This window comes from Sphingopyxis sp. HIX, from assembly GCF_001468285.1.
Taxonomy (GTDB): Bacteria; Pseudomonadota; Alphaproteobacteria; order Sphingomonadales; family Sphingomonadaceae; genus Sphingopyxis.
Window position 1 is genome coordinate 1 of sequence record NZ_LNSB01000020.1, and the last position, 25,509, is coordinate 25,509.

The 25,509-nt window shown below is 69.1% G+C and carries 25 protein-coding genes; 19 read left to right on the plus strand and 6 right to left on the minus strand.

Translation table 11 applies throughout. The features are described 5' to 3' along the window. Window positions 1-48 precede the first annotated feature (48 nt). Window positions 49-1,038, minus strand: a complete 990-nt coding sequence (locus tag ATE62_RS11020) for an AraC family transcriptional regulator (protein ID WP_058806759.1) — start codon at window positions 1,036-1,038, stop codon at window positions 49-51. Between the two features lie 101 nt (window positions 1,039-1,139). Between ATE62_RS11020 and ATE62_RS11025 the strand changes: the two genes are divergently transcribed. The 3 genes from ATE62_RS11025 to ATE62_RS11035 are packed head-to-tail and all read left to right on the plus strand — an operon-like array spanning window position 1,140 to window position 3,752. Beyond that, window positions 1,140-2,636, plus strand: coding sequence for a 4-hydroxyphenylacetate 3-hydroxylase family protein (locus tag ATE62_RS11025; protein WP_058806758.1), 1,497 nt, complete (start codon window positions 1,140-1,142; stop codon window positions 2,634-2,636). Between the two features lie 25 nt (window positions 2,637-2,661). Beyond that, the gene (locus ATE62_RS11030; protein WP_058806757.1) at window positions 2,662-3,339 is read left to right on the plus strand and encodes an alpha/beta fold hydrolase; all 678 of its coding nucleotides are present in this window, start codon (window positions 2,662-2,664) and stop codon (window positions 3,337-3,339) included. Further along, complete coding sequence (locus ATE62_RS11035) at window positions 3,336-3,752, plus strand: acyl-CoA thioesterase (protein ID WP_058806756.1); 417 nt, start codon at window positions 3,336-3,338, stop codon at window positions 3,750-3,752. The genes ATE62_RS11030 and ATE62_RS11035 overlap by 4 nt, the downstream gene beginning before the upstream one ends. A 3-nt stretch (window positions 3,753-3,755) precedes the next feature. On the opposite strand, the gene ATE62_RS11040 is transcribed toward ATE62_RS11035, so the two are convergent. Together ATE62_RS11040 and ATE62_RS11045 are read right to left on the minus strand one after the other, a co-directional pair. Continuing rightward, on the minus strand, window positions 3,756-3,986 hold the full coding sequence (locus ATE62_RS11040) for a hypothetical protein (RefSeq protein ID WP_058806755.1): 231 nt from the start codon (window positions 3,984-3,986) through the stop codon (window positions 3,756-3,758). Beyond that, on the minus strand, window positions 3,983-5,041 hold the full coding sequence (locus ATE62_RS11045; RefSeq protein WP_058806754.1) for a Leu/Phe/Val dehydrogenase: 1,059 nt from the start codon (window positions 5,039-5,041) through the stop codon (window positions 3,983-3,985). Before ATE62_RS11045 ends, ATE62_RS11040 begins: the two co-directional genes overlap by 4 nt. Window positions 5,042-5,159: 118 nt before the next feature. Between ATE62_RS11045 and ATE62_RS11050 the strand changes: the two genes are divergently transcribed. From ATE62_RS11050 to paoC, 10 genes are all read left to right on the plus strand, one after another. After that, a complete protein-coding gene (locus tag ATE62_RS11050) occupies window positions 5,160-5,633 on the plus strand; it encodes an Lrp/AsnC family transcriptional regulator (protein ID WP_197411602.1) in 474 nt (157 codons plus the stop codon). Between the two features lie 82 nt (window positions 5,634-5,715). Next, entirely contained in the window at window positions 5,716-6,012 is a 297-nt protein-coding gene (locus tag ATE62_RS11055) for a BufA1 family periplasmic bufferin-type metallophore (protein WP_058806753.1), read from the plus strand. 12 nt (window positions 6,013-6,024) lie between these two features. Continuing rightward, a complete protein-coding gene (gene bufB, locus ATE62_RS11060; protein ID WP_058806752.1) occupies window positions 6,025-6,891 on the plus strand; it encodes an MNIO family bufferin maturase in 867 nt (288 codons plus the stop codon). Continuing rightward, on the plus strand, window positions 6,884-7,582 hold the full coding sequence (locus tag ATE62_RS11065; protein ID WP_058806751.1) for an HvfC/BufC N-terminal domain-containing protein: 699 nt from the start codon (window positions 6,884-6,886) through the stop codon (window positions 7,580-7,582). Before bufB ends, ATE62_RS11065 begins: the two co-directional genes overlap by 8 nt. A gap of 3 nt (window positions 7,583-7,585) precedes the next feature. After that, window positions 7,586-8,044 carry a DoxX family protein gene (locus ATE62_RS11070; protein WP_058806750.1) on the plus strand — a complete coding sequence of 153 codons (459 nt, stop codon included), beginning with the start codon at window positions 7,586-7,588 and terminating at the stop codon, window positions 8,042-8,044. Beyond that, window positions 8,041-8,562 (plus strand): sigma-70 family RNA polymerase sigma factor, encoded by a 522-nt coding sequence (locus ATE62_RS11075; RefSeq protein ID WP_058806749.1) that lies wholly within the window; start codon window positions 8,041-8,043, stop codon window positions 8,560-8,562. The genes ATE62_RS11070 and ATE62_RS11075 overlap by 4 nt, the downstream gene beginning before the upstream one ends. Before the next feature lies 1 nt (window position 8,563). Beyond that, window positions 8,564-9,211, plus strand: coding sequence for an NrsF family protein (locus tag ATE62_RS11080; protein ID WP_058806748.1), 648 nt, complete (start codon window positions 8,564-8,566; stop codon window positions 9,209-9,211). 177 nt (window positions 9,212-9,388) lie between these two features. After that, complete coding sequence (gene paoA / locus ATE62_RS11085) at window positions 9,389-10,027, plus strand: aldehyde dehydrogenase iron-sulfur subunit PaoA (protein WP_058806747.1); 639 nt, start codon at window positions 9,389-9,391, stop codon at window positions 10,025-10,027. Further along, on the plus strand, window positions 10,024-10,974 hold the full coding sequence (locus ATE62_RS11090) for an FAD binding domain-containing protein (RefSeq protein WP_058806746.1): 951 nt from the start codon (window positions 10,024-10,026) through the stop codon (window positions 10,972-10,974). The genes paoA and ATE62_RS11090 overlap by 4 nt, the downstream gene beginning before the upstream one ends. 3 nt (window positions 10,975-10,977) lie before the next feature. Beyond that, a complete protein-coding gene (paoC, locus tag ATE62_RS11095) occupies window positions 10,978-13,185 on the plus strand; it encodes an aldehyde oxidoreductase molybdenum-binding subunit PaoC (RefSeq protein WP_058806745.1) in 2,208 nt (735 codons plus the stop codon). Window positions 13,186-13,210: 25 nt separating this feature from the next. Here paoC and ATE62_RS11100 read toward each other — a convergent pair whose 3' ends face one another. Then, window positions 13,211-13,786, minus strand: coding sequence for a nucleotidyltransferase family protein (locus tag ATE62_RS11100; protein WP_058806832.1), 576 nt, complete (start codon window positions 13,784-13,786; stop codon window positions 13,211-13,213). A gap of 51 nt (window positions 13,787-13,837) precedes the next feature. Here ATE62_RS11100 and ATE62_RS11105 point away from each other — a divergent pair, with 51 nt between their 5' ends. Next, window positions 13,838-14,851 (plus strand): XdhC family protein, encoded by a 1,014-nt coding sequence (locus ATE62_RS11105; RefSeq protein ID WP_082662748.1) that lies wholly within the window; start codon window positions 13,838-13,840, stop codon window positions 14,849-14,851. Here the strand turns inward: ATE62_RS11105 and ATE62_RS11110 are convergent. After that, window positions 14,809-16,158, minus strand: a complete 1,350-nt coding sequence (locus ATE62_RS11110; protein WP_058806744.1) for an alpha/beta hydrolase family protein — start codon at window positions 16,156-16,158, stop codon at window positions 14,809-14,811. The genes ATE62_RS11105 and ATE62_RS11110 overlap by 43 nt on opposite strands. A 171-nt stretch (window positions 16,159-16,329) precedes the next feature. Here ATE62_RS11110 and ATE62_RS11115 point away from each other — a divergent pair, with 171 nt between their 5' ends. From ATE62_RS11115 to ATE62_RS11135, 5 genes are all read left to right on the plus strand, one after another. Beyond that, window positions 16,330-16,668, plus strand: coding sequence for a hypothetical protein (locus tag ATE62_RS11115; protein ID WP_058806743.1), 339 nt, complete (start codon window positions 16,330-16,332; stop codon window positions 16,666-16,668). A 64-nt stretch (window positions 16,669-16,732) separates the two neighbouring features. Beyond that, on the plus strand, window positions 16,733-17,998 hold the full coding sequence (locus tag ATE62_RS11120; RefSeq protein WP_058806742.1) for a TolC family protein: 1,266 nt from the start codon (window positions 16,733-16,735) through the stop codon (window positions 17,996-17,998). Next, window positions 17,995-19,128: an efflux RND transporter periplasmic adaptor subunit gene (locus tag ATE62_RS11125; protein ID WP_058818512.1), complete on the plus strand. Its 1,134-nt coding sequence runs from the start codon at window positions 17,995-17,997 to the stop codon at window positions 19,126-19,128. Before ATE62_RS11120 ends, ATE62_RS11125 begins: the two co-directional genes overlap by 4 nt. A 2-nt stretch (window positions 19,129-19,130) precedes the next feature. After that, window positions 19,131-22,325 carry an efflux RND transporter permease subunit gene (locus tag ATE62_RS11130; protein WP_058808105.1) on the plus strand — a complete coding sequence of 1,065 codons (3,195 nt, stop codon included), beginning with the start codon at window positions 19,131-19,133 and terminating at the stop codon, window positions 22,323-22,325. Window positions 22,326-22,407: 82 nt separating this feature from the next. After that, on the plus strand, window positions 22,408-23,025 hold the full coding sequence (locus tag ATE62_RS11135; RefSeq protein WP_058808106.1) for a response regulator: 618 nt from the start codon (window positions 22,408-22,410) through the stop codon (window positions 23,023-23,025). Here ATE62_RS11135 and ATE62_RS11140 read toward each other — a convergent pair. Next, window positions 23,011-25,269, minus strand: coding sequence for a sensor histidine kinase (locus ATE62_RS11140; RefSeq protein ID WP_058808107.1), 2,259 nt, complete (start codon window positions 25,267-25,269; stop codon window positions 23,011-23,013). The two genes, ATE62_RS11135 and ATE62_RS11140, sit on opposite strands and share 15 nt — an antisense overlap. Window positions 25,270-25,509 lie beyond the last annotated feature (240 nt).

Sequence of the window (25,509 nt, forward strand, 5' to 3'; positions counted from 1 at the left end):
GGCGTATATCTCCCCTCCCGCCTGCGGGAGGGGAGATATACGCCAGCGCTATCCCCCCGCTCGCCACGCCGAAGGCGAGCGCCCCGTCCACTGCCGGAATGCGCGCGTAAAGCTCCGCGCCTCGGTATAGCCCAGCATCTCGGCGATCGCCTCGACCGTCGCATTGCCGCTCGTCAGCAGCCGCATCGCCTTGTCGCGCCGTACATTCTCGCGGATCGTCGCCAGCGTCGTCCCCTCGGCGCGGAGCAGCCGCCGCAATTTGTGCGGCGACAGCCCCGTCTCGTGCGCCAGCTCGTCCAGCGTCAGGTCGGGCCCGCGCGTCAGAAACTGCCGGACCTGCCGCGCCACGCTTGCGTCGCTCGCGGGGATCGTCATGATGTCGAGCGGTGCCGCCGCCAGCATCGCTTCCAGCTCGCCCGCGGTCCGCCGCACCGGTGCGTGCAGCGCGTGCGCGTCCATCACGATTCGCCGCGCGCCGCCGTCGAAGCGGTGGCGGCACGGGAAGAGATATTTGAACTCCTCGAAATAGGCGTCGGGCCGCGGATAATCGAACTCGGCGGACAGCAGCGAGATCGTCTCGCCCGCCAGCCAGCAGGCGAGCCGGTGCCAGATGATCAGCCAGAATTCGCTGAAATAATGGTCGGGGTCGAGCGCGGGCCGCTCGAAGCGCACCTCGATCTCCAGCCCCGCGGGCACCGACCGCACTCCCGTTCCGATCCCCGCGCCCAGCAGGTTGTAGAACCGCGCCGCGCGCGCCAGCCCGTCGGCGACGCTCGCCCCTTCCAGCGCCAGCTCGCAGGCAAAGGCAAAGCTCCCCGGCCGCACCCGCCGCGCGGTATAGCCCATATATTCGTCGTCCAGGCTCGCCCAGACGTTGCGCACCAGCAGCGCCATCGCCTCCGTGGGCCCGCGCCACCCCGGCCGCATAAAATTCCTGGGGTCCAGCCCCGTCCCCGCGACCAGCGCGCCGATGCGCTTGCCCCTGCGCTCGGCCCCCTTGGTGCACACCCAGAAATAATAGCCGTCGATCGTCGCCATGATGCTTGCGCATTATGGTGAGTTTTCCTCGCCTGTCATGCCCTGTTTTACCCCCTCCCATCCACGATAGGCGTGAAGTTCGCCATATCGGGAGACTGCACATGCCCATCCACCCCCGCGAGGAATCCGCCGCCGACCGCTGGTCGCGCTTCCGCCCCATCGTCACCGGCGACGACTATGTCGCCTCGCTCCGCGGCCGCGGCGTCGAGGTCTGGCTCTTCGGCGAGCGCGTCGAGGAGCCCGTCGACCATCCGATCATCCGCCCCTCGATCAACGCGCTCAAGATGACCTACGACCTCGCACTCGCCGAGCCCGAGCTCGCGACCGCGCACAGCGACCTCATCGACGCGCCGGTGAACCGTTTCCTCCACATCGTCGGGTCACCGCAGGACCTCGTCATGAAGAACCGGATGCAGCGCAAGATGGGCCAGCTCACCGGCACCTGTTTCCAGCGCTGCGCCGGGCTCGACACGATCAGCGTGCTCCACTCGATCACCTTCGACATCGATGCGAAGCACGGCACGCCGTACCACCAGCGCTACCTCGACTTCATGGCGCACGCCCAGCGCGCGAACATCATCATCGGCGCGGGCATGACCGATCCCAAGGGCGACCGCTCGAAACGCCCGCACGAACAGGCCGACCCCGACATGTTCCTGCACGTGACGAAACGCACCGACGCGGGCGTCTATGTCACCGGCGCCAAGGCGCATATGACCGGCGGTCTGAACTCGCACTGGATCTGCGTCATGCCGACGATGAACATGGGCGAGGCCGACCGCGACTTCGCGATCGTCGGTCTCGTCCCCGGCGACGCGACCGGCATCACCTATATCTACGGCCGCCAGTCGTGCGACACGCGCGCGATGGAGGCGGGCGACATCGACCAGGGCAATGCGCGCTTCGGCGGGCAGGAGACGCTTGTCGTCTTCGACAATGTCTTCATCCCGCACGAACATGTGCTGATGGACGGCGAATATGAGTTCGCACAGGACATGGTCGCGCGCTTCACCGCTTATCACCGCGCGTCCTATGTCTGCAAAACCGGGCTCGGCGACGTGATGGTCGGCGCCGCGGCGCAGGTCGCCGATTACAACGGCGCCGAGGCCGCGAGCCACATCAAGGACAAGCTCGTCGAGATGACGCATCTCAACGAGACCATCTATTCCTCGGCGATCGCCTCGAGCCACGAAGCCAAGCCGCTGCCCTCGGGCATCTATATGAACGACGCGATGCTCGCCAATGTGTGCAAGCACAATGTCACGCGCTTCCCCTACGAGATTTCGCGCCTCGCGCAGGATCTCGCGGGCGGCATCATGGTGACGATGCCCTCGGACGCCGACTTCAAGAATGAGGCGATCGGCCCGATCCTCGAGAAATATATGAAGGGCAAGCACAATGTCCCGGTCGAATATCGCCAGCGCATCCTGCGCCTGATCGAGAATATGACCCTCGGCCGCAACGCCGTCGGTTACCTCACTGAATCGATGCATGGCGCGGGCTCGCCGCAGGCGCAGCGCATCCAGATATTGCGCGGCATGGAGGTCGAGAAGAAGAAGGGCCTCGCGCGCGACCTTGCGGGAATCGCCGAGGAATAGCAGCATCGCCGCGAGAGGAGAGGGCGTGGAGTTTCCGGTCATCGCGATCTGCGGCATCGCCACCGACGAAGCGAGTTGGGCGGGCATGCCCGTCGATCGCATCGTCGTGCCGCGCGGCGCGAGCGTCGATGCGATGGCGGCGGCGATCCTCGCCGAACTCCCCGATCGCTTCGCGCTCGCGGGCCATTCGATGGGCGGCTATGTCGCGCTCGCGATGGCGGCCCTCGCGTCCGAGCGGCTCGCCGGCCTCGCCCTGCTCAGCACCGCCTGCGCCGCCGACAGCGACGAGGCGAAAGCGGGTCGCCGGACCGCGATCGAGCAGGCACGCGCCGACTTCCCCGCGCTCGCCGATCGCCTTGCCCGCGCGATGCTGTCGCGCAGCAGCCGCGCCGACACCGCGCTGCTCGCCGACACCCACGCGATGATCCTGCGCTGCGGCGCCGAGCGCTTCGCCGAACAGCAGGCGGCGACCGCGACGCGCGTCGAGCGCTGTGCCCTGCTGCCCCGCATCGCCGTGCCCGCGCTCGTCCTCGCCGGATCGCAGGACGCGATCGTCGCGCCCGACCGCTCGCGCGAGATGGCGGCGGCCATCCCCGACGCGGTGCTCGCGATGATCCCCGACTGCGGCCATGTCCCGCAGCGCGAGGCCCCCGACATGACAAGCGCGATGCTGCTGCGCTGGCGCGAAAGGATAAGGCCATGAAACCCACCCCCGCGCGGCTCGATCCCGCGGGCTATCCGCTGCACAAGCCGGTGCCGATCCGCTTCGCCGACGTCGACATGTTCCGCCACCTCAACAATGTCGCGACGGGGCAATTCTACGAGGAAGCGCGCTACGAACTGCTCGCCGAGCTGCGCGGGCTCGTGCCGCGCGAGCAAAGCCCGGCGCTGGTGATCGCCAATGTCGACACCGCCTTCCTCGGCCAGGCGCGCTATCCGGGCACCATCGACGTCGCGACGGGCATCGTGCGCGTCGGCGAAAGGTCGATCACCATCGGGCAAGGGCTGTTCGTCGAGGGGCGCTGCATCGGCTGCGCCGACAGCATCGTCGTCGCGGCCGAAGGCGTGCTCGCGCCGCCGATCCGCGACCGCCTCGAAAGCCTGATCCTTCCGTAACGGTCAGCTGGCGCGGAATTCCACCCCCATCGGCATCACCGCGATCTTCTCGCGCACGATCGCGACCATGCGCGGGTCGGCGTCGCCCGCGTCGATCGCCAGCTCGTAACCGCCCTCGGCCAGCGTCAGCGCGACCGACCGCGGCGCCAGCCCGCGCTGCGCAAACAGGTTGAGGATGCGTAGCGCCCCCGCGAGCTCGCCGCCGCTATGCAGGTGCAGCGCGCCGTCGCTCATGCCGCGCGCCGCCGCGACCAGCCCTCGGCGACCATCTGCCGCGCGCGGCGGTCGGCGATCTCGGCCGGGGTGCCGCCGTGCATATCGGCGTCGCGCATGACATCGACCAGCCGCGGGCCGATCTCGGCCACCGCGGCCCCGACCGCACCGACGTCGCCGCCCTGATATTCGGCGCACACCGCGATGATCCCGCCGGCATTCACCAGATAGTCGGGCGCGTAGAATATCCCGCGCCGCGCGAGTTCGGCGCCGAGCGATGGATGCGCGAGCTGGTTGTTCGCGCCGCCGCAGACGATCCGCGCCTGCAGCCGGTTCACCGTGACCGCGTCGATCGCGCCGCCGAGCGCGCAGGGCGCGAAGATATCCATCGGCGCGGTGACGATCTTGTCGGGCGCGACGCGCTCGGCGCCGAAGCGCGCCACCGCATCGGCGACGCGGCTTTCGTCGACATCGCTGACCAGCAGCCTGGCACCCGCGCCGTGCAGCAGGCTCGCCAGCGCCATGCCGACGTTACCCAGCCCCTGCACGCCGACCACCGCGCCGTCGAGCCAGCCGCCGCGCGCGGCCACCGCCGCGCGCATCGCCTGGAACACCCCGCTCGCGGTCCAGGGCGAGGGATCGCCGCCGAGCCCGCTGGCCTGCTGCGGCAGCCCCGCGACGAACCGCGTCGCGCGCGCCGCCGCCTGCATATCGGCGACCCCGCTTCCTGCATCCTCGGCAGTGATGAAGCGCCCGCCCAGCGACTGGACGCAGCGCCCGAAGGCCTCGAACAGCGCCGCGCGGTCGGGCACGCCATGCTCGGGCAGCATGATCACCGCCTTGCCGCCGCCGAAGGGCAGGCCGGCGAGCGCATTCTTGTACGTCATCGCCTCCGACAGGCGCAGCGCGTCGTGCGTCGCGTCGCTCTCGCTCGCATAGCGCTGGACGCGGCACCCGCCGATCGCCGGGCCGAGCGCGGTCGAGTGGATCGCGACCACCGCGCGGAGGCCCGTCTGGTCGTCGTGGAACAAATGGACCGCCTCGTGCGGCAATTGGGGTGGGTCACGATGCGGCATCGATCAGGCTCCGTCGGAAAAGATGCGCGGAAAATGACGCAATCTTGCGGGAATATCTGGTCCCATTGCTTCCCAATCGCGTGAATAATCGGTAAGTCTGTTCCGAAATTAGGCCATCATGGGGATTTTTATGCAGCTCGACCGGCACGAGAAGGCGATATTGGAAATCCTGCAGGAGAATGCGGATATTTCAACCGCGGAGCTCGCCGAGCGCGTCGGGCTCTCGCAATCGCCCTGCTGGCGCCGCGTCGCCGCGCTCGAACAGGCGGGGGTGATCCGCAAGCGCGTCGCGCTGGTCGACCGCCGCAAGGTCGGGCTCAGCGCGCAGGTCTTTGCGCAGGTCAAGCTGTCGGCGCACGGCCGCGCGCACCTCGCCGATTTCGAGGCGGCGATCGCCGACATCCCCGAAGTCATCGAATGCCATGTGCTGATGGGCACGGTCGACTTCCTGCTGCGCATTGTCGCGGCCAATGTCGAAGCCTATGAAAAACTCTTCTTCGAAAAATTGTCGCGGCTGCCGGGCGTCCAGGAAATCAACTCGGCGATCGCGCTGTCGGAGATCAAGAGCACGACGGCGCTGCCGATCGGATGACGGGGCGTAACCATCGCGCCAGTCGCCGCGAACATGGGACGATGCCATCCCCCGCATCGCCCATTTTCCAAGGGAGATTAAGATGACCAACACGCTGAAACTTTCGCTCGCCGCTTCGGCGGTTCTCGCCATGGCCGCCGGCGCGGCGATGGGCGGCACCGCCGTCGCTGCCGAGGGCGCCAAGGAGAAATGCTACGGCGTTTCGCTGAAGGGCAAGAACGACTGCGCTGCGGGCCCGGGCACCAGCTGCGCCGGCACCTCGACCGTCGATTACCAGGGCAACGCCTGGAAGCACGTCAAGGCCGGCACCTGCGTCAAGATGGGCGGCACGCTGACCGCGCACAAGGGCAATGCCAAGCCGGTCGCCAAGAAGGGCTGATCGCCGGCGACCATGTCCGCGTCCCCGCTCCACTCGCTGCCGCCGCGTGCCGGCATAGGGCTCAAATCCCGGCACTATGCCGATGTGCTCGCAGCGGCGGAGCGGGGAACGGCGCCCGCCTGGGTCGAAGTACACCCCCAAAATTACTTCGGCGCGGGCGGGCCACCGCATCGCTGGCTGACCGCGATTGCGGAGCATCTGCCACTCAGCTTCCATTCGGTCGGGCTGTCGCTCGGCTCGGCGGCGGGCGTCGACACCGGCGAGCTCGAAGCGCTGGCGGCGCTCTGCGCGCGCTACGCGCCCGCGATGGTCTCGGACCATCTCAGCTGGAGCAACGGCCCGCACGACAAATTCCCCGACCTGCTGCCCATTCCCTATACCGACGAAGCGCTGGATCATTTCGCGGCGCAGGTCGGCCGGGTGCAGGATCGCCTCCGGCGCCCGATCCTGATCGAAAACCCCTCGCGCTATCTCGCTTATGCCGAAGGCGACCGGGACGAGGTCGATTTTCTTCACGAACTTTGCCGCCGCAGCGGCTGCGGCCTGCTGCTCGACATCAACAATGTCGAGGTATCGGCCTTCAACCTCGGCCTCGATCCGGCTCCATGGCTCGGCGCTTTCGACCCCGCGTTCGTCGGCGAAATCCATGTCGCGGGCCATGCCGTGAAGGACGACGACATGGGCGGCACGATCGCGATCGACGACCATGGCTCGCCGGTCCGGCCGGGCTGCTGGCAATTGCTCGCGGCCTTCCTCGAACGGGCGGGGCCGAAGCCGGTGCTCGTCGAGTGGGACACCGATATTCCCGATTACGCCACGCTGTGCGCCGAGGCGGCGACCGCCGACGCGCTGCTGCTCGCCGAGCCGGCCGATGCTTGAGCAGGAGCAGTCGGCCATTGCGGCGACCTTGCTGCATGGCCCCGGCCACCTCCCGCCCGGCCTGTTCGCGGGCGACGACGGCGCCGTGCTGCGGGGTTTGCGGGTCCACGCCAACACCATCTCGCACGCGCGGCTCGTCGCGCTCGAAGAGAGCTTCCCGCGCACCCGCGACTATCTGGGCGAGGCCGAATTCAACCTTCTGTCGCGCGCATTCGTCGAGCAGGGCGGGGCGCAGGGGCGGTCGCTGACAGACATCGGCGCCGGCTTCCCCGACTGGCTGACCGACCCGCGCACCGCCGATCTCGCGCGCGTCGAATGGCTCTGGCTCGAAAGCTATCACGCCGCCGAGGCGCCCGCGCTGGCGCTCGCCGACCTCGTGGGGCACGACGAAGCGGCGCTGCTCGCGCTTCGCGTCCGCCGCCATCCCGCGGCGCGCGCGCTGGCATTGGCCAGCGACGCCGCGCCGCTCGTCGATCCGGCCTTTGCGGCGGGCACCGCGGCGCTGCTGATCACGCGCCCCGATGCCGAAGTCCGGCTCTTCGCGACCGGCGCGTTCGAGGCCGCGCTCCTCGCCGAGGCCGACAATATTTTTACGCTCGGTAACCTGATCGCCGACCTGGCCGAAGACCATCCCGACGGTGGTGCCGCGATCGCGGCATTGATCGACGCAGGGGCTTTTGAAAAGGTTTGAGACATGAACCGGATTGTCGGATTCTACGATCGCGGCGTCGCCATCGCCGCATCGCGCCTGACCGAGGGTCTCGCGCTGTTCCTGCTCCGCGTCGCGCTTGCCGGCGTCTTCTGGCGCTCGGGCCAGACCAAGGTCGTCGAGGGCAGCTTCCTCCGGATCGACCCGTCGCAATATGATCTGTTCCGCAGCGAGTTTTCGGGTCTTCCGCTCGACCCCGTCATCGCGGTGCCGCTGACGACCTTCGCCGAGCATTTTTTCCCGCTTCTCCTCCTCTTCGGCTTCGCGACGCGCTTCTCGGCCGGCGCCCTGCTGGTGATGACGCTGGTCATCCAGATCTTCGTCTTTCCAGACGCCTGGTGGCCGGTGCACTCGCTGTGGGCGGCGATGGCGGCGATCCTGATCGTGCGCGGCGGCGGGGTCTTCTCGCTCGATGCGCTGATCGCCAGGGTGCGGACGAAATGAGCATCGACGAACCCTCGCTGGCGCGGCTGATGGCCGCGTCGCAGCGCGGGGATCGCACCGCCTATCGCGCACTGCTCGGCGACTGCCGCAAATGGCTCGAGCGCTATTTCGCGCGCCGCATCGCGCCGCACCAGATCGACGACCTGGTGCAGGAAACGCTCGTGTCGATGCACCGCAAGCTCGCGACCTGGGATTCGACCCGCGCCTTCCTGCCCTGGCTCGCGGCGATCGCGCGCTATCGCTGGATCGACGCGCTGCGCCGCCAGCGCGACGAGGCCGAACTCGGCGACAATGACGCCGCGGTCGGCGCCGAGGACGAGGCGGTGCACGCGCGGCTCAGCATCGACCATCTGATGACGCTACTGCCGCCGAAGCAGGCGCAGGCGATCACGCTCGTCAAGATCGAGGGCGCGTCGATCGCCGAGGCGTCGCGCATCTGCGGGCAGAGCGAGTCGCTCGTCAAAGTGAATATCCATCGCGGGCTCAAGAAGCTCGCCGAACTCATCGAAAGCGAATGACATGAAGGACGCATCGATCGACGATCTGATCGACGGACTGGCGGGCGAGCTCACCCCGGTGCGTCCCCGGCGGATCGTGCGCGGGTCCTTGTGGGTCGCGGCGGGATGGCTGGCGGGCGCCGGCATGCTGCTGTGGCTCTATGGCATGCGCCACGACCTCGCGCCCGGCGGCATGCCCCCCTTGTCGATGCTCGCTTTCTGGCTGATCGCCGCGACCGGCCTTGCCGCGACGTGGAGCGCGCTGCGCATGGGGCTGCCGGGCGTCGGGCGCGACTATAGCGGTTGGCGCTGGGCAGGGCTCGCCGCGCTGTCGCTGCCGCTCGCGGCGCTGGTCGTGGGCCTCGGCGACAGCCACGCCGCGATGGAGGCGATGCGCCACGGCTATGGCCCGCGCTGCCTGCTCCAGGGCGCGCTCTCGGGCCTCGGCGTCGGCGCCGCGCTCTTCGCCTGGCTCAAGGCCGGCGCGCCGACCTCGCCCGCGCGCGCGGGCTGGGTTATCGGGCTCGCGGCGGGCGCGTCGGGGGCGACGATCGTCGCACTGCACTGCGCCGACGACGGGCTGATCCATATCGCGCTGTGGCACGGCCTCGCGGTGGTGCTCTCGGCCATCGCGGGCCGGTTGTTCCTCACCCCGCTGCTCCGCTGGTAGGCCTGAAAATCGGCGCGCGCCGCTGTTCCCCCGCGCGCCGATATGGTAACCACCGTAATCGAATCCGGATTTTCTGGGCCGAAGCGGCAACCGATAATCGCCGCGCGGCATTGACTGCCTGACTCTCCTGCGGGTGCGCGTGCCCGCGGGCGACAGATTCAGAAATGGAGGAACGCGGTGCAGACTCCCGAGGAGTTCGAAGTGTCGCGGCGCGGCGTGCTCGTCGGCGGCGCGGCGTCGGTCGCGACGGCGACACTGGTTCCGGCCGGACCGGCGATGGCGGCGCCCACGCCCGTGCCGCCGCCAACCGCCAAAGTGGCGTTCAGCGTCAACGGCCAGGCGCATGAGCTCGAACTCGACACGCGCGTGTCGCTGCTCGACGCGCTGCGCGAACATCTACACCTCACCGGCACCAAAAAGGGCTGCGACCACGGCCAGTGCGGCGCCTGCACGGTGATCGCCGACGGGCGGCGGATCAACAGCTGTCTCACGCTCGCGGTGATGCACGAGGGCGAGAAGATCACGACGATCGAGGGGCTCGGTACCCCCGACAGGATGCACGCGATGCAGGACGCCTTCGTCGTCCACGACGGCTATCAGTGCGGCTATTGCACCCCCGGCCAGATCTGCTCGGCAGTCGCGGTGCTGGGCGAGATCGCGGCGGGCGTGCCGAGCCACGTCACCGCCGACCTCACCGCCAAGCCCAAGGTCACGCCAGCCGAATTGCGCGAGCGGATGAGCGGCAACATCTGCCGCTGCGGCGCCTATTCGAACATCATCGATGCGATCGTCGATGTCGCGGGGGCGAAGACATGAAGAGCTTCACCTACGAGCGCGTCGCGACGCCCGCCGCCGCCACCGCCGCTTTCGCCCGCGCGCCCGGCGCGCGCTTCATCGCCGGGGGCACCAATCTGCTCGACCTGATGAAGCTGGAGATCGAGACGCCCGCGCATCTGATCGATGTCAGTCGCCTGTCGCTCGACAAGATCGAGAAGACCGATGACGGCGGGCTGCGCATCGGCGCGATGGTGCGCAACACCGACCTCGCCAGCGATGCGCGGGTGCGCCGCGATTACGGCCTGCTGTCGCGCGCGCTCGTCGCGGGCGCCTCGGGGCAGCTCCGCAACAAGGCGACCACCGCGGGCAATCTGCTCCAGCGGACGCGCTGCCCCTATTTCTACGACACCAATCAGCCGTGCAACAAGCGGAGGCCCGGCAGCGGCTGCGCCGCGATCGGCGGCTTCAACCGGCTGCACGCGGTAGTCGGCGCCAGCGAGGCGTGCATCGCGACGCACCCCAGCGACATGGCCGTGGCGATGCGCGCGCTCGACGCGGTGGTCGAGACCGTCGACGCCGCAGGCAAGGCGCGGGCGATCCCGCTGTCCGGCTTCTATCGTGCGCCGGGCGCGACGCCGCACCTCGAAACCGTGCTGGCACCCGGCGAGCTGATCACCGCGGTGACGCTACCGAGGCCGGTGGGCGGCACGCATATCTATCACAAGGTGCGCGACCGCGCGTCCTATGCCTTTGCGCTGATCTCGGTCGGCGCGATCGTGCAGAAGGACGGCAGCGGGCGCGTCGCACTCGGCGGGGTCGGCTACCAGCCGTGGCGCGTCGAGGCAGCCGAGGCCGAACTGCCGCGCGGCGCCAAGGCGGTGACCGCCGGGCTGCTCGCGGGCGCCAAGACCACGCACGAGAATGCCTACAAGCTGCCGCTGGTCGAGCGAACGCTCGCCGGGGTGTTGGCACAGGCGAGGGGCTGAGCCATGAAATTCGACACTCCCGCCACGACCAATCCGATCGACCAGCTCAAGGTCGTCGGCAAGCCCACCAACCGCATCGACGGCCCGCTCAAGACGACGGGCACCGCGCCCTACGCCTATGAGCGCCACGATGTCGCGGCGAACCAGGCCTATGGCTATGTCGTCGGTTCGGCGATCGCCAAGGGGCGGATCGCGTCGATGAACCTCGAGGACGCCGAAGCCGCGCCCGGCGTGCTCGCGATCGTCACCGCCGCCAACGCCGGCAAGCTCGGCAAGGGCGATTTCAACACCGCCAAATTGCTCGGCGGCCCCGCGGTCGACCATTATCACCAGGCGATCGCGCTCGTCGTCGCCGAAAGCTTCGAACAGGCGCGCGCCGCCGCCGCGCTCGTCCGCGTCGAATATGCGCGCGGCAAGGGCAATTTCGATCTCGCGAAGTCGCTCGACGGCGCGATCAAGCCGCCGCCGTCCTTCGGGACCGAGGCCGATTCCGCGGTCGGCAATTTCGCGGGCGCCTTCGCCGGCGCACCGGTGCAGGTCGATGCGCGTTACTTCACCCCCGATCACGCGCATGCGATGATGGAACCGCATGCCTCGATCGCGGCGTGGGAGGGCGACAAGCTCACCCTGTGGACCTCGAACCAGATGATCGCCTGGTCGGTGGGCGACATGGCGAAAACCTTGGGCATTCCCAAGGAGAATGTCCGCCTCGACTCGCCCTATGTCGGCGGCGGTTTCGGCGGCAAATTGTTCATCCGCGCCGACGCGGTGCTCGCCGCGCTCGGCGCCCGCGCGGCGAAGCGGCCGGTCAAGGTCGCGCTGCCGCGCGCTTTCATGTTCAACAACACCCCGCACCGCCCCGCGACGATCCAGCGCATCCGCCTCGGCGCGACGGCCGAGGGCAAGATCACCGCGATCGGCCACGAAAGCTGGTCGGGCGACCTGCCCGGCGGCGGTCCCGAAACCGCGGTCGGACAGACGCGCCTGCTCTACGCTGGCGAAAACCGCATGACCGCGATGCGTCTCGCGGTGCTCGACCTGCCCGAGGGCAATGCGATGCGCGCGCCGGGCGAGGCACCCGGCCTCATGGCGCTCGAAATCGCGGTCGACGAGCTGGCCGAGAAACTGGGCATGGATCCGGTGGCGCTGCGCATCCTCAACGACACGCAGGTCGATCCCGAAAAGCCCGAGCGCCGCTTTTCGCAACGCCAGCTCAACGAATGCCTGCAGATCGGCGCCGACAAATTCGGCTGGGCCAAGCGCAGCGCGAAACCCGCGCAGACACGCGACGGGCGCTGGCTCGTGGGCATGGGCGTCGCCGCGGCCTTCCGCAACAATATCAACGGGCCGTCGGCGGCGCGCGTGCGGCTGGACAAATCGGGCGTGGTCACGGTCGAGACCGACATGACCGACATCGGCACCGGCACCTATACGATCATCGCGCAGACTGCCGCCGAAATGATGGGCCTGCCGCTCGACAAGGTCGTGGTGAAGCTCGGCGATTCGGCCTTTCCGGTGTCGGCGGGCTCGGGCGGGCAGTGGGGTGCGAACAGCTCGACCGCGGGGGTCTACGCCGCCTGCGTCAAGCTGCGCGAAGCGGTCGCGCAGAAGCTGGGCATGAATCCGTCCGATGCGGCGTTCGCCGACGGCAAGGTGCGGTCGGGCGGGCGCAGCGCGGCGCTCGGCGAGGCGGCGGCGGACGGCGAGCTCGTCGCCGAAGACCGGATGGAATATGGCGACCTCGAAAAAACCTATCAGCAGTCCACCTTCGGCGCGCATTATGCCGAGGTCGGGGTCGATGCGATGACCGGCGAAATCCGCGTCCGCCGCATGCTCGCGGTGTGCGCCGCGGGGCGTATCCTCAACCCCAAGGCGGCGCGCAGCCAGGTCATCGGTGCGATGACGATGGGCGCGGGCGCGGCGCTGATGGAGGAACTGGCGGTCGACAAGCGCTTCGGCTTCTTCGTCAACCACGACCTCGCGGGCTACGAGGTCCCGGTCCACGCCGACATCCCGCACCAGGAGGTGATCTTCCTCGACGAGACCGATCCCACGACGTCACCAATGAAAGCCAAGGGGGTCGGCGAACTCGGCATCTGCGGCGTCGCGGCGGCGGTCGCCAATGCGGTGTACAATGCGACCGGGGTGCGCGTGCGCAACTATCCGATCACGCTCGACAAGCTGCTCGGCGAATTGCCGGATATCGCATGACGGCAACCGAACGGGCCGCGTCGCGTCAGCTTTCAAGGTCCTCGGGCCGGTCGATGTCGGCAAGCTCGCCGTCGCCGGCCGCGACGAGCGCCGCATCGGCGAGCAACGTCTTGGCGCCGCGGTCGCCTTTCCCTTCCTGCAAGGCGCCGAACAGCGACCGCGCGAATAACGCGGGCGGCATCGCCGTGCTCCCGTCGGTCGATGCGACCACGGGTGCGTCGGCCGCATCGAAACGTGCGAGCAGGCGGCGCAAATGGGCGACGCCGACGAAGGGCATGTCGGCGAGGGCGATGAGCGCCGCGGTTTCGGAGCCGCGCGCCGCTTCGGCGATGCCGCACGCCAGCGATTGCGACAATCCGGCCTCGGGGGCCGGATTGACGACGATCTCGAAATCGAGCGCGGCGAGCCGCCTTGCCAATTGCCCGTCGCCGTCGCGGCACACGGCGATCCGCCGCCCCGGCGCCAGCTCCACGATCCGCCGCGCGGCGTGCAGCGCGAGTGGCTCGCCGGCGAGCGGCGCCAGCAATTTGTCGTCGGCGCCGAAGCGCCGCGATCCGCCGGCGGCGAGCAGGATGGCGGCGATGTCGCGTGCGTCGATCAAATCCGGTCCCGCTGCTTCGATTGTCGTCGCCATAGTCGGTCCAAAGCAGGCATGATAGCAACCACCCCCGCCGATATTTTGCGCTTTGCCCTGGCCCGGATCGAAGAGGGCGTGGCGACGATCCTGGTGACCCTCACCGGCATCGAGGGCGCCGCGCCGCGCGCGATCGGGGCGCAGATGGCGGTTGCGGCCGATGGACGCTATATCGGCTCCTTCTCGGGCGGTTGTATCGAGGCCGCGGTCGTGGCCGAGGCGATCGAGACTCTCGCCCCGGCGCGCGCGCGGCTGGTGCGTTTCGGCGCGGGATCGCCCTATCTCGACATTCGCCTGCCGTGCGGCAGCGGGATCGATCTGCTTTTCAACCCGCACCCCGACCGCCATGCGATCGCGGACACGCTGGCGCGGCTCGACCGGCGCGAGGCGGCCGGCCTCTGCCTGTCGGCCGATGGCGTTCTTTCGGAGATGCCGGTCGATACCACGGGCTGGCAGGGCGGCACTTTCGATCTCCGCTATCACCCCACATTGCGGATCGTCGCGATGGGGCAGGGCGAGGAGCTGATCGCGCTCGCGCGGCTGGCGCGCACATTCGGTGCAGAGATGGCGATCCTTTCCCCCGACCCGCGTGTTCTGGCGGACCTCGGCGCCGAGGGCTTCGAAACCACCCGGCTGGCGACGCGCACCATCCCGCCATCGCTGACCGCCGACCGCTGGACCGCGATCCTGTCGGTGTTTCACGACCGCGACTGGGAGGACGAGCTGCTGCCCCATGCGCTCGGCCTCGACGCCTTCTATGTCGGTGCCATCGGCAGCCGCCGGACGCAGGCGATGCGCCTCGAGGCGCTGCGCAGCGCGGGCGTGCCCGATCGCCTCTGCCAGCGGCTGCGGACCTCGGTCGGCCTCATTCCAGCCGCCCGCGACCCCGCGACACTGGCACTGTCGGCGCTGGCGCAGATCGTGCAGGACTATGCCGCGATCGTCGGTGTTCTGGATCCTGCGGCGGCCGAAACGCCTTCCGGCACATATCAGTCGCCCGGCCCGGCGCGGCGGATCGCCGCGTCGCCATAAGCGGCGTCGATCGCGCCGTCCTTGATGAAGTCACGCATCATCGCGAAATAGCCCTCGGCGAAGCGCGTCGAGACGCGGGTGCCGTCGGGCGCGGTCTCGAACAGGGTGATGCCGTGCTCGGCCCCGGGATAGACGGCGAGGGTGAAAGGCTTGCCCGCGCCGATCAGCGTGCCGATGCGGCGGCTCGTCTCCTTCGCGGGTGCCTGATAGTCGCGCCCGCCCAGCACCCAGAGCTGCGGTGTCCTGTTGGCGGTCAGCGTCGCCATCGGATCGTAGCGGAAGGGCGTGCCCCAGTCATATTTGGGCCCCTCGGCGCGCATCGCCGCCTCTTCGTGCGGCAGCAGCAGCCAGGTGATGTGGCCGTGGACGTCCTTGTACCAGCTCTCGCCGCGATATTTGGCGCGCACCGCGTCGAACTCGGCGTAGCCGCCCTTGAAGTTGCTCGCGAAAATCTCGCCCGCCGCGCGCGCGATCTCCTGCGCCTTGGCGATGATCTCGGGCGGATAGCCCTTGTCGGTCAGCTCCATCTCCATCTGCTGGAGGTCCTCGTCGAGGATGCTGACCGCGAGGCCGAAGCTGACGATCACGAAATCTGCGGGCGTACGGTTGGCGGCGAGCGGCGCGACCCAGCCGCCCTGGCTCGCGCCCTGATAACCGACGCGACCCGCGCGGTCGCCAGCGAGCTGCCGCGCGGTGGCCATCGCGGCGATTGCGTCGTCGGCGAGCAGGTCGAAATCCTGCGTATAGACGCCGCCCGACGTGCCCGTGCCGCGCTTGTCGTAGACGAAGACCCCGACCCCCACCGCGGGGAACAGCCGCTGGAGGAAGTTGAAGCGCAACGCCGCGTCGCGCTCGGCGCCGTGGACGAGCACGACGACGGGCACCTTGCCCGCACCCTTGGGCATGACCAACCGACCCTTGAGCGTGACGCCGTCGCGGCCGGTAAAATCTCGCTCGGCCACGTCGAAAGCCAGCCGCTGCCCCTCGGATCCGGCGAAGCGGATCTTGCCCGCGGCGCATGCCCCGAGATCGACGTCGATCCCGTCGGGGCGCCCTGTCCAACCGTAGAGGCTCTGCCAGCCGCCGCCGGGCTGCGGTTTCAGTTCGCCGACCGCGCCGTCGAAGCTGCGCCAGCGCAGCCGCTCGCCCTCCAGCGGGGCGATGTCGACGATCCGCCCGTCCGAAAGCTGGTAGCTCCCGACATGGCATTCGACCGATTCCGCCGCGTGCGCCGGACCCGAAGCCCCGACGATGGCGAGCGCGGCGCCGAATGAGCAAAGCGCGAACTGAAGGCGGTTGATCGGCATGACGGTTCCTGTCTCTTTCCTCGGCCGGCGCCGCGCCAGCTCTATGTGTATTAATATGGCAATACACTCAGGCGTGGCAAGGGCGATGATCGGGAAAATTCGGCCCGCGGTGAGGGTAACGTTTGCCGAACCCCCGTGACTTGCATGCGACGCGGCGTTATAGGCTCCGCCATGCGTCCGCTGATGCGCCTCCTTCTCGGCCTGATGGTCGCGCTCTCCCTGGGGATGGGCGCGATCGCGCACGCCGGCGAAGCGCTGACCGATGGCGACGCCAATGCCTGCATCGAAAGCGCCGCGCACGAGCAGCGCGACGATGAGCCCCGCGACGGCGACAGCGACAAATGGGGCCTGCACGCGCATGGCGGCTGCCACGGCCATCACCAGGGCGACACGGTCGGCAAGGGAAATGCCACCCTCGCACCGCCCATCCGCGCGCTGAACTTCGCCGGCGGCGACGATTTCCTGCCGCAACTCGTCCCCGACGCCAGCCTGCGCCCGCCCATCGCCTGAACCATCCGCGCCGACGTCCGCTTGGCGACGCCGGCTCCTTCCGGATTGTTCAGGATAAGATTCTATGAAGCGATTGATCGCGGCCGTGCTGGCCGCACCGCTCTGCGTCCTTGTGGCGCAGGCGCAGACGTCGCCGCCCGCTCCGGGCAGTGACGTGCTCACACTCGACCAAGCGCTGACCGAGGCCGGCGCGCGGTCGCCGGGACCCGCCGCAGCCGAGGCGGGTAGACTCTCCGCCGAAGCCGGGCGCGCCGTCGCCGGGCTGCGGCCCAATCCCTCGGTCAGCATCGACACCGAAAATGCGCTCGGTACCGGTCCGTACCGCGGTTTCGATGAGAGCGACACGACGCTGGCCTTCGCGCTGCCCGTCGAACTCGGCGGCAAGCGCTCGGCGCGCATCGCCGTCGCCGACGCGCGCATCCGCCGCGCCGAGGTCGAGGTCGCCGTGGCCGCGGCCGACCTGCGGCTGGTCGTGGCCGAGGCCTATGTCGCCGCGATCGCGGCGGATCGGCGCGCGGCGATTGCCGAGGACCGGCTGGCCGTGACCGCCGAAAATCTGCGCGTTGCGAACGACCGCGTCATGGTCGGCGCCAATCCGCCGATCGATGCGCAGCGCGCGCTGCTCGAAGAGGCGAAGGCGCGCACCGAGGCCGACACCGCGCGGGGAGCCGCAAGCGCGGCGCGCGCGATGCTGCGCCATTATGCCGGCGACCCGGCGCTTGGCGCGCTCGATACGGCGTGGTTCGATCGCGCGGCGACGGGTTCTTACGGCCCGGCGACGGCGACCGGGGCCGAGGGCACGCTCGCGCTGGCCGCCGCCGCGGCGGACGCGGAGGCGGCCGAAGCCGGCCTGCGTCTCGCGCGCACCCAGCGCGCGCCCGACCTGACATTGACCGCGGGCACGCGGCGGCTGGAGGCGTCGAACGATCAGGCGATGGTCTTCGGCGTCTCGATCCCGCTGCCCCTCTTCGACAGCGGCAGGGCCGCGGTGACGCAGGCGGCGCGTGAGCGCGACCACGCCGAGGCGCGGCAGCGCGTCGCGCGCTTCGATGCGGACCGCGCGATCGCCGCCGCCGAGGCCGAGCGCGACCGTGCGGCGACATTGGTCTGGGGATCGAACCCCTCGCTCGCCGCCGCCGGCGAGGCCGCGCGCATCGCGCGTATCGGCTATGCCGAGGGCAAGTTCGACCAGATGGTGCTGCTCGACGCCGAGCGCACGCTTCTCGACACGCAGCGCGCCGCGATCGACGCGCGCGCCGATTACCACAATGCCGTCGCGCGCCTCGCGCGCCTGACGACGCGCCTTAGGGGCGCAGGAGATATCCGATGACATCGAAGACCATCATCCGCGCGGCGCTGCCGCTCGCGCTGGCGTTCGCCCTGTCGGGCTGCGGGCAGCCGACCGCCGAAAAACCTGCCGAGACCGAAAAGGCGCGCGAGGAAGAAGAAGGCACGGTCCATCTGACCGCGCAGCAGATCGCGGCGGCGGGGATCGAGATCGTGCGGCCCGCCGTCGGCGGGGCGGGCGTGCTCACGCTGCCCGCAACGATCGAAAGCGACCCGCAGGCGACGCAAGTCGTCTCTGCCGCGATCGGCGGGCGTATCGTTGCGCTCCATCGCAACCTCGGCCAGACGGTCCGCCGCGGCGAGATCGTCGCGGTGATCGAAAGCCGCGACGCGGCGGGGCTGCGGGCCGAGGTCGAGGCCGCGCAGGCGCGCGCCGCGCTCGCGCGCTCGACGCTCGAACGCGAGGAGCGGCTGTTCAAGCTCAAGGTCTCGCCCGAGCGCGACCTGATCGCCGCGCGCACCGCGATGACCGAGGCGAATATCGCGCTGCGGCTCGCACGGCAGCAACTCGCCGCGGCGGGTGTCGGCGGCGGGGCGCTCAACCGCATCGGCGTCCCCGCGCCGATCGGCGGTCAGGTGACGGCGCGCAGCGTCGTGCTGGGCCAGACCGTCGCGCCCGACGCCGAATTGTTCCGCGTCGCCAATCTGGGGCGCGTCGCGATCAACCTGACGCTCTCGCCCGCCGATGCGGGGAAGGTCCGTGCCGGCATGCCGGTCGAGGTGCGATCGGGTGACCGTCGCGCGGAGGCGCGCATCGGTTTCGTGTCACCCGTGCTCGACGAAGCGACGCGGCTGGTGCCCGCGGTCGCGCTGCTCGAAAACGGCGGCGCGATCCTGCGCCCCGGTGAGCCGGTGACGGTCGCGATCCGGACGGGCGCCACCTCGGATGCGATCACCATTTCCGAAAGCGCACTGCAGACGGTCGAGGGCCGGACGGTCGTCTTCATACGCACTGCCGAGGGGTTTCGCGCCGCGCCGGTCGCGGTGACGAGCCGCGGCGGTGGCCAGGCGACGGTGACCGGGCTTTCGGGCCGTGAACAGGTCGCGGGCAAGGGCAGTTTCACGCTGAAGGCGGAGCTCGGCAAGGGCGAAGCCGAGCATGGGGGGCACTGATCATGATCGCCCATATCGTCGACTTTGCGGTCGCGCGGCGCTGGTTCGTGCTGCTCGTCACCGCCATCGCCACCGTCGTCGGAGCATGGGCGCTCGCGCGCCTGCCGATCGACGCCGTCCCCGACATCACCAACAACCAGGTACAGATCAACGCCCGCGCACCCGCGCTGTCGCCCGAGCAGGTCGAACGCCAGGTCGCCTTTCCGATCGAGACCGCGCTCGCGGGGATTCCGGGGCTCGAGAATACCCGCTCGCTGAGCCGCAACGGCTTTGCGCAGGTCACTGCGGTCTTCACCGACACGACCGATATATACTTCGCGCGTCAGCAGGTCGCCGAGCGGCTGCGCGAGGCCGAGGAGGGGCTTCCCGAGGGGGTGAACCCCGAAATGGGGCCGATCGCGACCGGGCTGGGCGAGGTCTATATGTGGACCGTCCACTTGGCGCATCGGCCCGAGGACAAGCACAAGCCGGGCGAGCCCGGCCTGCAGCCCGACGGCAGCTATATCACGCCCGAGGGCGAGCGGCTGGTGAGCGAGGCCGACAAGGCGACCTATTTGCGTACCGCGCAGGACTGGATCGTCACCCCGCTGCTCAAGACAGTGCCCGGGATCGCGGGCATCGACACCATCGGCGGCTATGTGAAGCAATATCAGGTGGTGCCGGACATGCAGCGGCTGGCGGCGCTGGGGCTGAGCCTGACCGATCTCGCCGCCGCACTGGAGGCCAATAATCGCGCGATCGGCGCCGGGGTCGTCGACCGCAACGGCGAGGGCCTGTCGGTGCGCTCCGACGCGCGCATCGGCGGCGCGGCCGAACTCGCCGGGACGGTCATCGCGACGCGGGCGGGGGTTCCGATCACGCTGGGGCAGGCCGCCACGGTGAAGACCGGGCAGGCGATCCGCATGGGATCGGCTTCCGAAAACGGCAAGGAAGTCGTCGTCGGTACCGCGATCATGCGCATCGGCGAGAACAGCCGCGAGGTCGCGAGCGGCGTCGCGGCGCGGCTCGACGAAATCAATGCCTCGCTGCCGACCGACGTCGTCATCCAGCCGGTGCTCGACCGCACCGGCCTCGTCGAGGCGACGGTGAAGACGGTCGCGAAAAACCTGACCGAAGGCGCGCTGCTCGTCATCGTCATCCTGTTCCTGCTGCTCGGCAATTTCCGCGCGGCGCTGATCGCGGCGCTGGTCATTCCGGTGACGATGCTGCTCACCAGCTTCGGCATGCTGCAAGGCGGGGTGTCGGCGAACCTGATGAGCCTCGGCGCGCTCGATTTCGGGCTGATCGTCGACGGCGCGGTGATCATCGTCGAAAATGCGCTGCGGCGGATCGGCGAGCAACAGCACCGCATCGGGCGAACGCTGACCCGCGACGAGCGGCTGACGGCGGTCGCCGCCGCCGCGCGCGAGATGATCCGGCCGTCGGTCTATGGGCAGGCGATCATCATCCTCGTCTATGTCCCGCTGCTGACGCTGACCGGGGTCGAGGGCAAGACCTTCACCCCGATGGCACTGACGGTGATCTTCGCGCTCGTCGGCGCCTTCGTCCTGTCGCTGACCTTCATTCCGGCGATGCTCGCGATCTGGCTGTCGAAGCCGGTCGAAGAGAAGGAAGGGCGGATCATGGCCTGGCTGGGGCGCCATTATGCGCCGCGGCTCGACCGGGCGATGGAAAAGCCTCGGAACACGATGCTCGGCGCGGGCGCGGCGTTGCTCGTCGCGGTCGGTGCTTATGCCGCGCTGGGGCAGGAATTCCTGCCGCAGCTCGACGAGGGCGACCTGACCGCGCAACTGCTGCGGGTGCCGGGTACCTCGGTCGACCAGAGCCAGGCGATGCAATTGCGCGTCGAGCGTGCGCTGTCGGCGCTGCCCGAGGTCAAGTTCGTCTTTTCGAAGACGGGCACCGCCGAGCTCGCGTCGGACCCGATGCCGCCGAACATCTCCGACACCTTCATCATCATGAAGGACCGGGGGACCTGGCCCGACCCAGGGCTGAGCAAGGCCGAGCTGACCGCCAAGGTCGAAAAGCAGCTAGCCGGGCTGCCCGGCAGCGCGTTCGAGATCAGCCAGCCGATCCAGATGCGCTTCAACGAGCTGATCGCGGGGGTGCGCGGCGACGTCGCGGTCAAGGTCTTCGGCGACGACAGCGACGCGATGGCCGCGACCGCGAACCGGATCGCTGCGATCCTGCGCACGACCCAGGGCGCGACCGACGTGCGCGTCGAGCAGACCGAGGGGCTTCCGATGCTCGACATCCGCCCGAAACGCGACGCGATGGCGCGGCTCGGGGTCAGCGCCGCGGCGCTGCAGGAAACCGTCGCGGCGGCGATCGGCGGGCGCGACGCCGGCGTGATCTTCGAAGGCGACCGGCGCTTTGCGGTGACGATCCGGCTCGCGGACAGCGCACGCGCGGACTTTGCGGCGCTCGCGCAGGTACCGGTGCCGACGCCGGACGGGCAGTTCGTTCCGCTCGAAAGCGTCGCCGAGCTGGCGGTGACCGATGGCCCGAACCAGATCAGCCGCGAGAATGGCAAGAGGCGGATCGTGGTGCAGGCCAATGTCCGTGGCCGCGACGTCGCGGGCGTCGTCGAGGATGCGCGGGGCGCGATCCGCGAACGGGTCCGCCTGCCCGCAGGCCAATATCTGGAGTGGGGCGGGCAGTTCGAAAATCTCGCCTCGGCGCGCGACCGGCTCGCGCTCGTCGTCCCGGCGTGCTTCGCGCTGATCCTGCTGCTGCTCTATGGCGCGCTGGGCAGCGTGCGCGATGCCGCGATCGTCTTTACCGGGGTGCCGCTGGCGCTGGTCGGGGGCATGCTTGCGCTGCTCCTGCGCGGCATGCCCTTCTCGATTTCGGCCGCGGTGGGTTTCATTGCGCTGTCGGGGATCGCGGTGCTCAACGGGCTGGTGATGGTGACCTCGATCCAGGGGCTGATCGCCGACGGCATGGCGCGCGCCGAGGCGGCGCGGGCGGGCGCGCTCGCGCGGCTGCGGCCGGTGGTAATGACCGCGCTGGTCGCATCGCTCGGCTTCGTGCCGATGGCGCTCGCAACCGGCGCGGGAGCCGAAGTGCAAAAGCCGCTCGCGACGGTGGTGATCGGCGGGTTGGTCTCTGCGACCTTGCTCACCCTGTTCGTGCTGCCGACGCTCTACGCGCGCTATGGGCGGCCGCGGGTGGGCGCTCCTGCGGAAGGTGGCTGACGATGCGAAGACACCCAAGAATATTCGGGTTGCGGCGACGCGAACTTGTCGGGCATCGCTGTCGGGGAACGGGGATGCTGCGATGACGGCCAAGCATAATATCCTGATCGTCGACGATCATGCGATTACGCGGAGCGGGATCAAGCTGCTCTTCGCCGGGCTCGACCGTTATGCCGTCGCCGGCACGCTCGACCGCGGCGCGATGGTCGGCGCCTTCGTCCAGTCGCAGCCGGTGGACCTCGTCATCCTCGACCTCAACCTGCCCGACGTGCGCGGGATCAACGTGCTCGCCGAGATCGTCGGGTCGCGCGACATGACGGTGATCATCCTGACCGGCGAGACGGTGCCGGGCGAGATCGACTATGCGCTGAAGCTCGGCGCGCGCGCGGTGGTGAGCAAGGCCGACCCGCCCGACCAGATCGTCGCGGCGTGCGACGCGGCGCTGGCGGGCGATATCTTCGTGTCGCCGCACATGCGCGAGGCGCTGGGCAAGTTCCAGCAGCCGCCGGTCGCGCTGTCGTCGCGCCAGATGGCGATCCTCCACTATCTGGCGGAGGGCGAGAGCAACAAGGAGATCGCCTATCGGCTGGCGATCGCGCAGCCGACGGTGTCCTTTCACATCGCCGAGCTGCGCCGCAAGCTCGACGTCGCGAACAACCGCAAGATCGTCGAGCGCGCGCAGGAGCTAGGGTTGCTCTGACCCCGTGAGCGCCGGGTGCCGCAGCATTTCGCGGCACGGCGGCTTGATGATCGCCATGGCGACGATTTCACCGAGGCGGCCGCGGGTGACGCTGCTGTCGTCGTAGGTGAGCGCGGCGAGGCGTTCGGGCGCATTGCCGGCGGCGATGGCGCCATCGAAGGCGGTGCGCTGGTCGAAGTCGAGGATGCGCCATTGCGGTGCGCCCGCTTGCAACTCCTCGGCGGTGCAGGGCGTGACGCCCGCGAAGGCGGCGGGCAGGCTGATTTCGACGGCCGTGCCGGCGTCCGACGAGGCGGCGATGGTCAGCGTGCCCGACAGCGTTTCGACCAGCCGCTTTGCGGCGCGAAAGCCCGATCCGGTGCCCTCGACCTCTTCGTCGGCGCGCAGGCGTGTGGCTTGGTCTTCGTTCAGCGCTTCGACCATCGCGGGCGCCATGCCGCGGCCGGTGTCGGCGATGCTGATCACGGCTTGTTCGCCGCGCCGTTCGACCGACACGCGCGTGCCGCCGCGCTCGGTATATTGGTACGCGTTGCTCAGCAGGTTCGCGAGCGCGCGCATCAGGAGCGGCTTGTCCGAGACGATCATGATCGCGCCATCGACCTCGGTCTCGAGCGTCAGCTTCTTGCCGGCGAAGGGGGCTTTGAACATCATCTGCAGCGGTTCGACCAGCGCGCGCGCGTCGAAGGCGCCGAGTGCGATGAAATCGGCGTCGCTGCCCGCGATGCTCGCGCCCGAAAGGGTGGTCGAGACGATCTCGCCGAGATAGGTCGCCGAGCTTTGCAGCATCGCGGTGAGGTCGGCGTTCGCGCCCTGGTCGTCGCCGCGCTTCAGCACGTCGATCGCGCTATTGAGCGCGAGGATGACTTGGCGGCTGTCGTGGCCCGAGGCGTGGAGCAGGGCGTTCTGGCTGTTCACCGTTTCGAGCGCGAAGGCCTTTTCCTCGGCGAGCCGCGCGGCGCGCTCGCTGATCGCGACGCGTTCGGCCATCGATCGCGCATAATTGCCGTCGGCGACTAGCTTGTCGTGCTGGATCTTCTTGAGATTGAGCCCGAGCGCGAGCGTGACCATGATCGATTCGAACAGCCCGACCGGCCCCGCGAGGTGCCAGTTGATCGGCAGCCAGGCGAACACCCCCATCGAGGCGATCGCCGAATAGAGGATGAACGCTGCGAGGCTGCCCCAGCCGACAAACAGCGGCCACAGCTGGCGTCCGAGTTGCTGCATCGCGGCGAAACCGACGAAGGGGAGGAACAGCGCGCCGCCGATCGCGACCAGCCAGCCGCCGATGTGCAGCGTGTGGCGCATCGCGGGCGGGTAGAGCGACAGCGCCGGCTGAAGCACCATGATCAGCAGCGCGGCGCCGATCAGCACGCGCAAGGCGATGTCCCGCCGCGGGAAATGGGTGCGCGTGTCGATGAAGCTGCGCCCGAATTGCGCCATCGCCGCGGCGAAGCCGCATTTGAAGACATCCTCGACCGCGACCCCGGTGAGCGGCTGGTCGGCGAGGAAGAAGATGGTGATATAGCCTTCCGAATGGACGGTGTTCAGCGCGAAAAAGGCCTGCGCCACCGCCAGCCACACGAACTCGCGGTGCCCGGTGATCGAGAAGAAGAGGAAGTTGAGCAGGATCAGCACGACCACGCCGAACACCACCCCCGACACCATCGCGATGTTCGACCGCCGCTCCTTGAAGAAGGTGCCATAGCTGTTGATCTTGAGCGGGAGATAGGTCGAGTTTTCGGAGAGGAAATCGATCAGCAGCAATTTCTCCTGTCCCGGATCGAGCACGAATTCGGTGCTGAACGCCTGGTAGGTCTGGAGATTGTCCTCCGCGGCACGGGGGTCCGATCCGTCGACGAGTAGGCCGAGGTCGCCGTTCGCGACCTCGTAGAGGCGGAAGTAAGCGAGCGACCCGCGCCCGGTGGTGAAAATCCAGCTGCCCTGGTTGTCGCCGCCGTTGCGCACCCGCACGAGGACGGTCGTCTTGCGCCCGGGCGGGCCGAAATGGATCGTCGACCCGGTGACGCGCTGCAGCGGTCCCGCGAGCAGATCGGCGGGGGCGGTCGTCAGCGGGTCGGCGCCGTCGATGCGGTAGCGGACATAAGGCGCGAGCGCGGGCGCATCCTGCCCCGATCTGAGCTCGACGACGGGGATATCGGCGGCGGCCGCAGGGGGCGCGAAACCGGCCAGCAACAGGGCCAGCAGGGCGAACCAGAATCGAACGAGCCGATGGTACTGCGACATCTAAGCAATCTGTCGCGTGCCCGTCCGCGAAAGTCAATTTTCATTTGGAAAATAAGGCCATAGGCCGGCGACCTTAGTCGCGGCGACGGACGGCCCCCTCTCCGCCGCCGCCGCTGCCCCGTCGCGCGGGGTCTCGCTGCGCAGCGGGGATGCGTGCTGCTGGCGCATGCGCCGTCGCCGCGCCACCCCAATAAACATTGGGTAGACGCGCCGCCCGAGCCCGAAATATCAAGCTGAAAC

Bases quoted from the DNA above. Each gene is read 5' to 3' on its own strand.
- ATE62_RS11020 (WP_058806759.1), bottom strand. From the start codon at position 1,038: ATGGCGACGATCGACGGCTATTATTTCTGGGTGTGCACCAAGGGGGCC.
- ATE62_RS11025 (WP_058806758.1), top strand. From the start codon at position 1,140: ATGCCCATCCACCCCCGCGAGGAATCCGCCGCCGACCGCTGGTCGCGC.
- ATE62_RS11035 (WP_058806756.1), top strand. From the start codon at position 3,336: ATGAAACCCACCCCCGCGCGGCTCGATCCCGCGGGCTATCCGCTGCAC.
- ATE62_RS11040 (WP_058806755.1), bottom strand. From the start codon at position 3,986: ATGAGCGACGGCGCGCTGCACCTGCATAGCGGCGGCGAGCTCGCGGGG.
- ATE62_RS11045 (WP_058806754.1), bottom strand. From the start codon at position 5,041: ATGCCGCATCGTGACCCACCCCAATTGCCGCACGAGGCGGTCCATTTG.
- ATE62_RS11050 (WP_197411602.1), top strand. From the start codon at position 5,160: ATGGGGATTTTTATGCAGCTCGACCGGCACGAGAAGGCGATATTGGAA.
- ATE62_RS11055 (WP_058806753.1), top strand. From the start codon at position 5,716: ATGACCAACACGCTGAAACTTTCGCTCGCCGCTTCGGCGGTTCTCGCC.
- bufB (WP_058806752.1), top strand. From the start codon at position 6,025: ATGTCCGCGTCCCCGCTCCACTCGCTGCCGCCGCGTGCCGGCATAGGG.
- ATE62_RS11065 (WP_058806751.1), top strand. From the start codon at position 6,884: ATGCTTGAGCAGGAGCAGTCGGCCATTGCGGCGACCTTGCTGCATGGC.
- ATE62_RS11070 (WP_058806750.1), top strand. From the start codon at position 7,586: ATGAACCGGATTGTCGGATTCTACGATCGCGGCGTCGCCATCGCCGCA.
- ATE62_RS11075 (WP_058806749.1), top strand. From the start codon at position 8,041: ATGAGCATCGACGAACCCTCGCTGGCGCGGCTGATGGCCGCGTCGCAG.
- ATE62_RS11080 (WP_058806748.1), top strand. From the start codon at position 8,564: ATGAAGGACGCATCGATCGACGATCTGATCGACGGACTGGCGGGCGAG.
- ATE62_RS11090 (WP_058806746.1), top strand. From the start codon at position 10,024: ATGAAGAGCTTCACCTACGAGCGCGTCGCGACGCCCGCCGCCGCCACC.
- paoC (WP_058806745.1), top strand. From the start codon at position 10,978: ATGAAATTCGACACTCCCGCCACGACCAATCCGATCGACCAGCTCAAG.
- ATE62_RS11105 (WP_082662748.1), top strand. From the start codon at position 13,838: ATGATAGCAACCACCCCCGCCGATATTTTGCGCTTTGCCCTGGCCCGG.
- ATE62_RS11110 (WP_058806744.1), bottom strand. From the start codon at position 16,158: ATGCCGATCAACCGCCTTCAGTTCGCGCTTTGCTCATTCGGCGCCGCG.
- ATE62_RS11115 (WP_058806743.1), top strand. From the start codon at position 16,330: ATGCGTCCGCTGATGCGCCTCCTTCTCGGCCTGATGGTCGCGCTCTCC.
- ATE62_RS11120 (WP_058806742.1), top strand. From the start codon at position 16,733: ATGAAGCGATTGATCGCGGCCGTGCTGGCCGCACCGCTCTGCGTCCTT.
- ATE62_RS11125 (WP_058818512.1), top strand. From the start codon at position 17,995: ATGACATCGAAGACCATCATCCGCGCGGCGCTGCCGCTCGCGCTGGCG.
- ATE62_RS11130 (WP_058808105.1), top strand. From the start codon at position 19,131: ATGATCGCCCATATCGTCGACTTTGCGGTCGCGCGGCGCTGGTTCGTG.
- ATE62_RS11135 (WP_058808106.1), top strand. From the start codon at position 22,408: ATGACGGCCAAGCATAATATCCTGATCGTCGACGATCATGCGATTACG.
- ATE62_RS11140 (WP_058808107.1), bottom strand. From the start codon at position 25,269: ATGTCGCAGTACCATCGGCTCGTTCGATTCTGGTTCGCCCTGCTGGCC.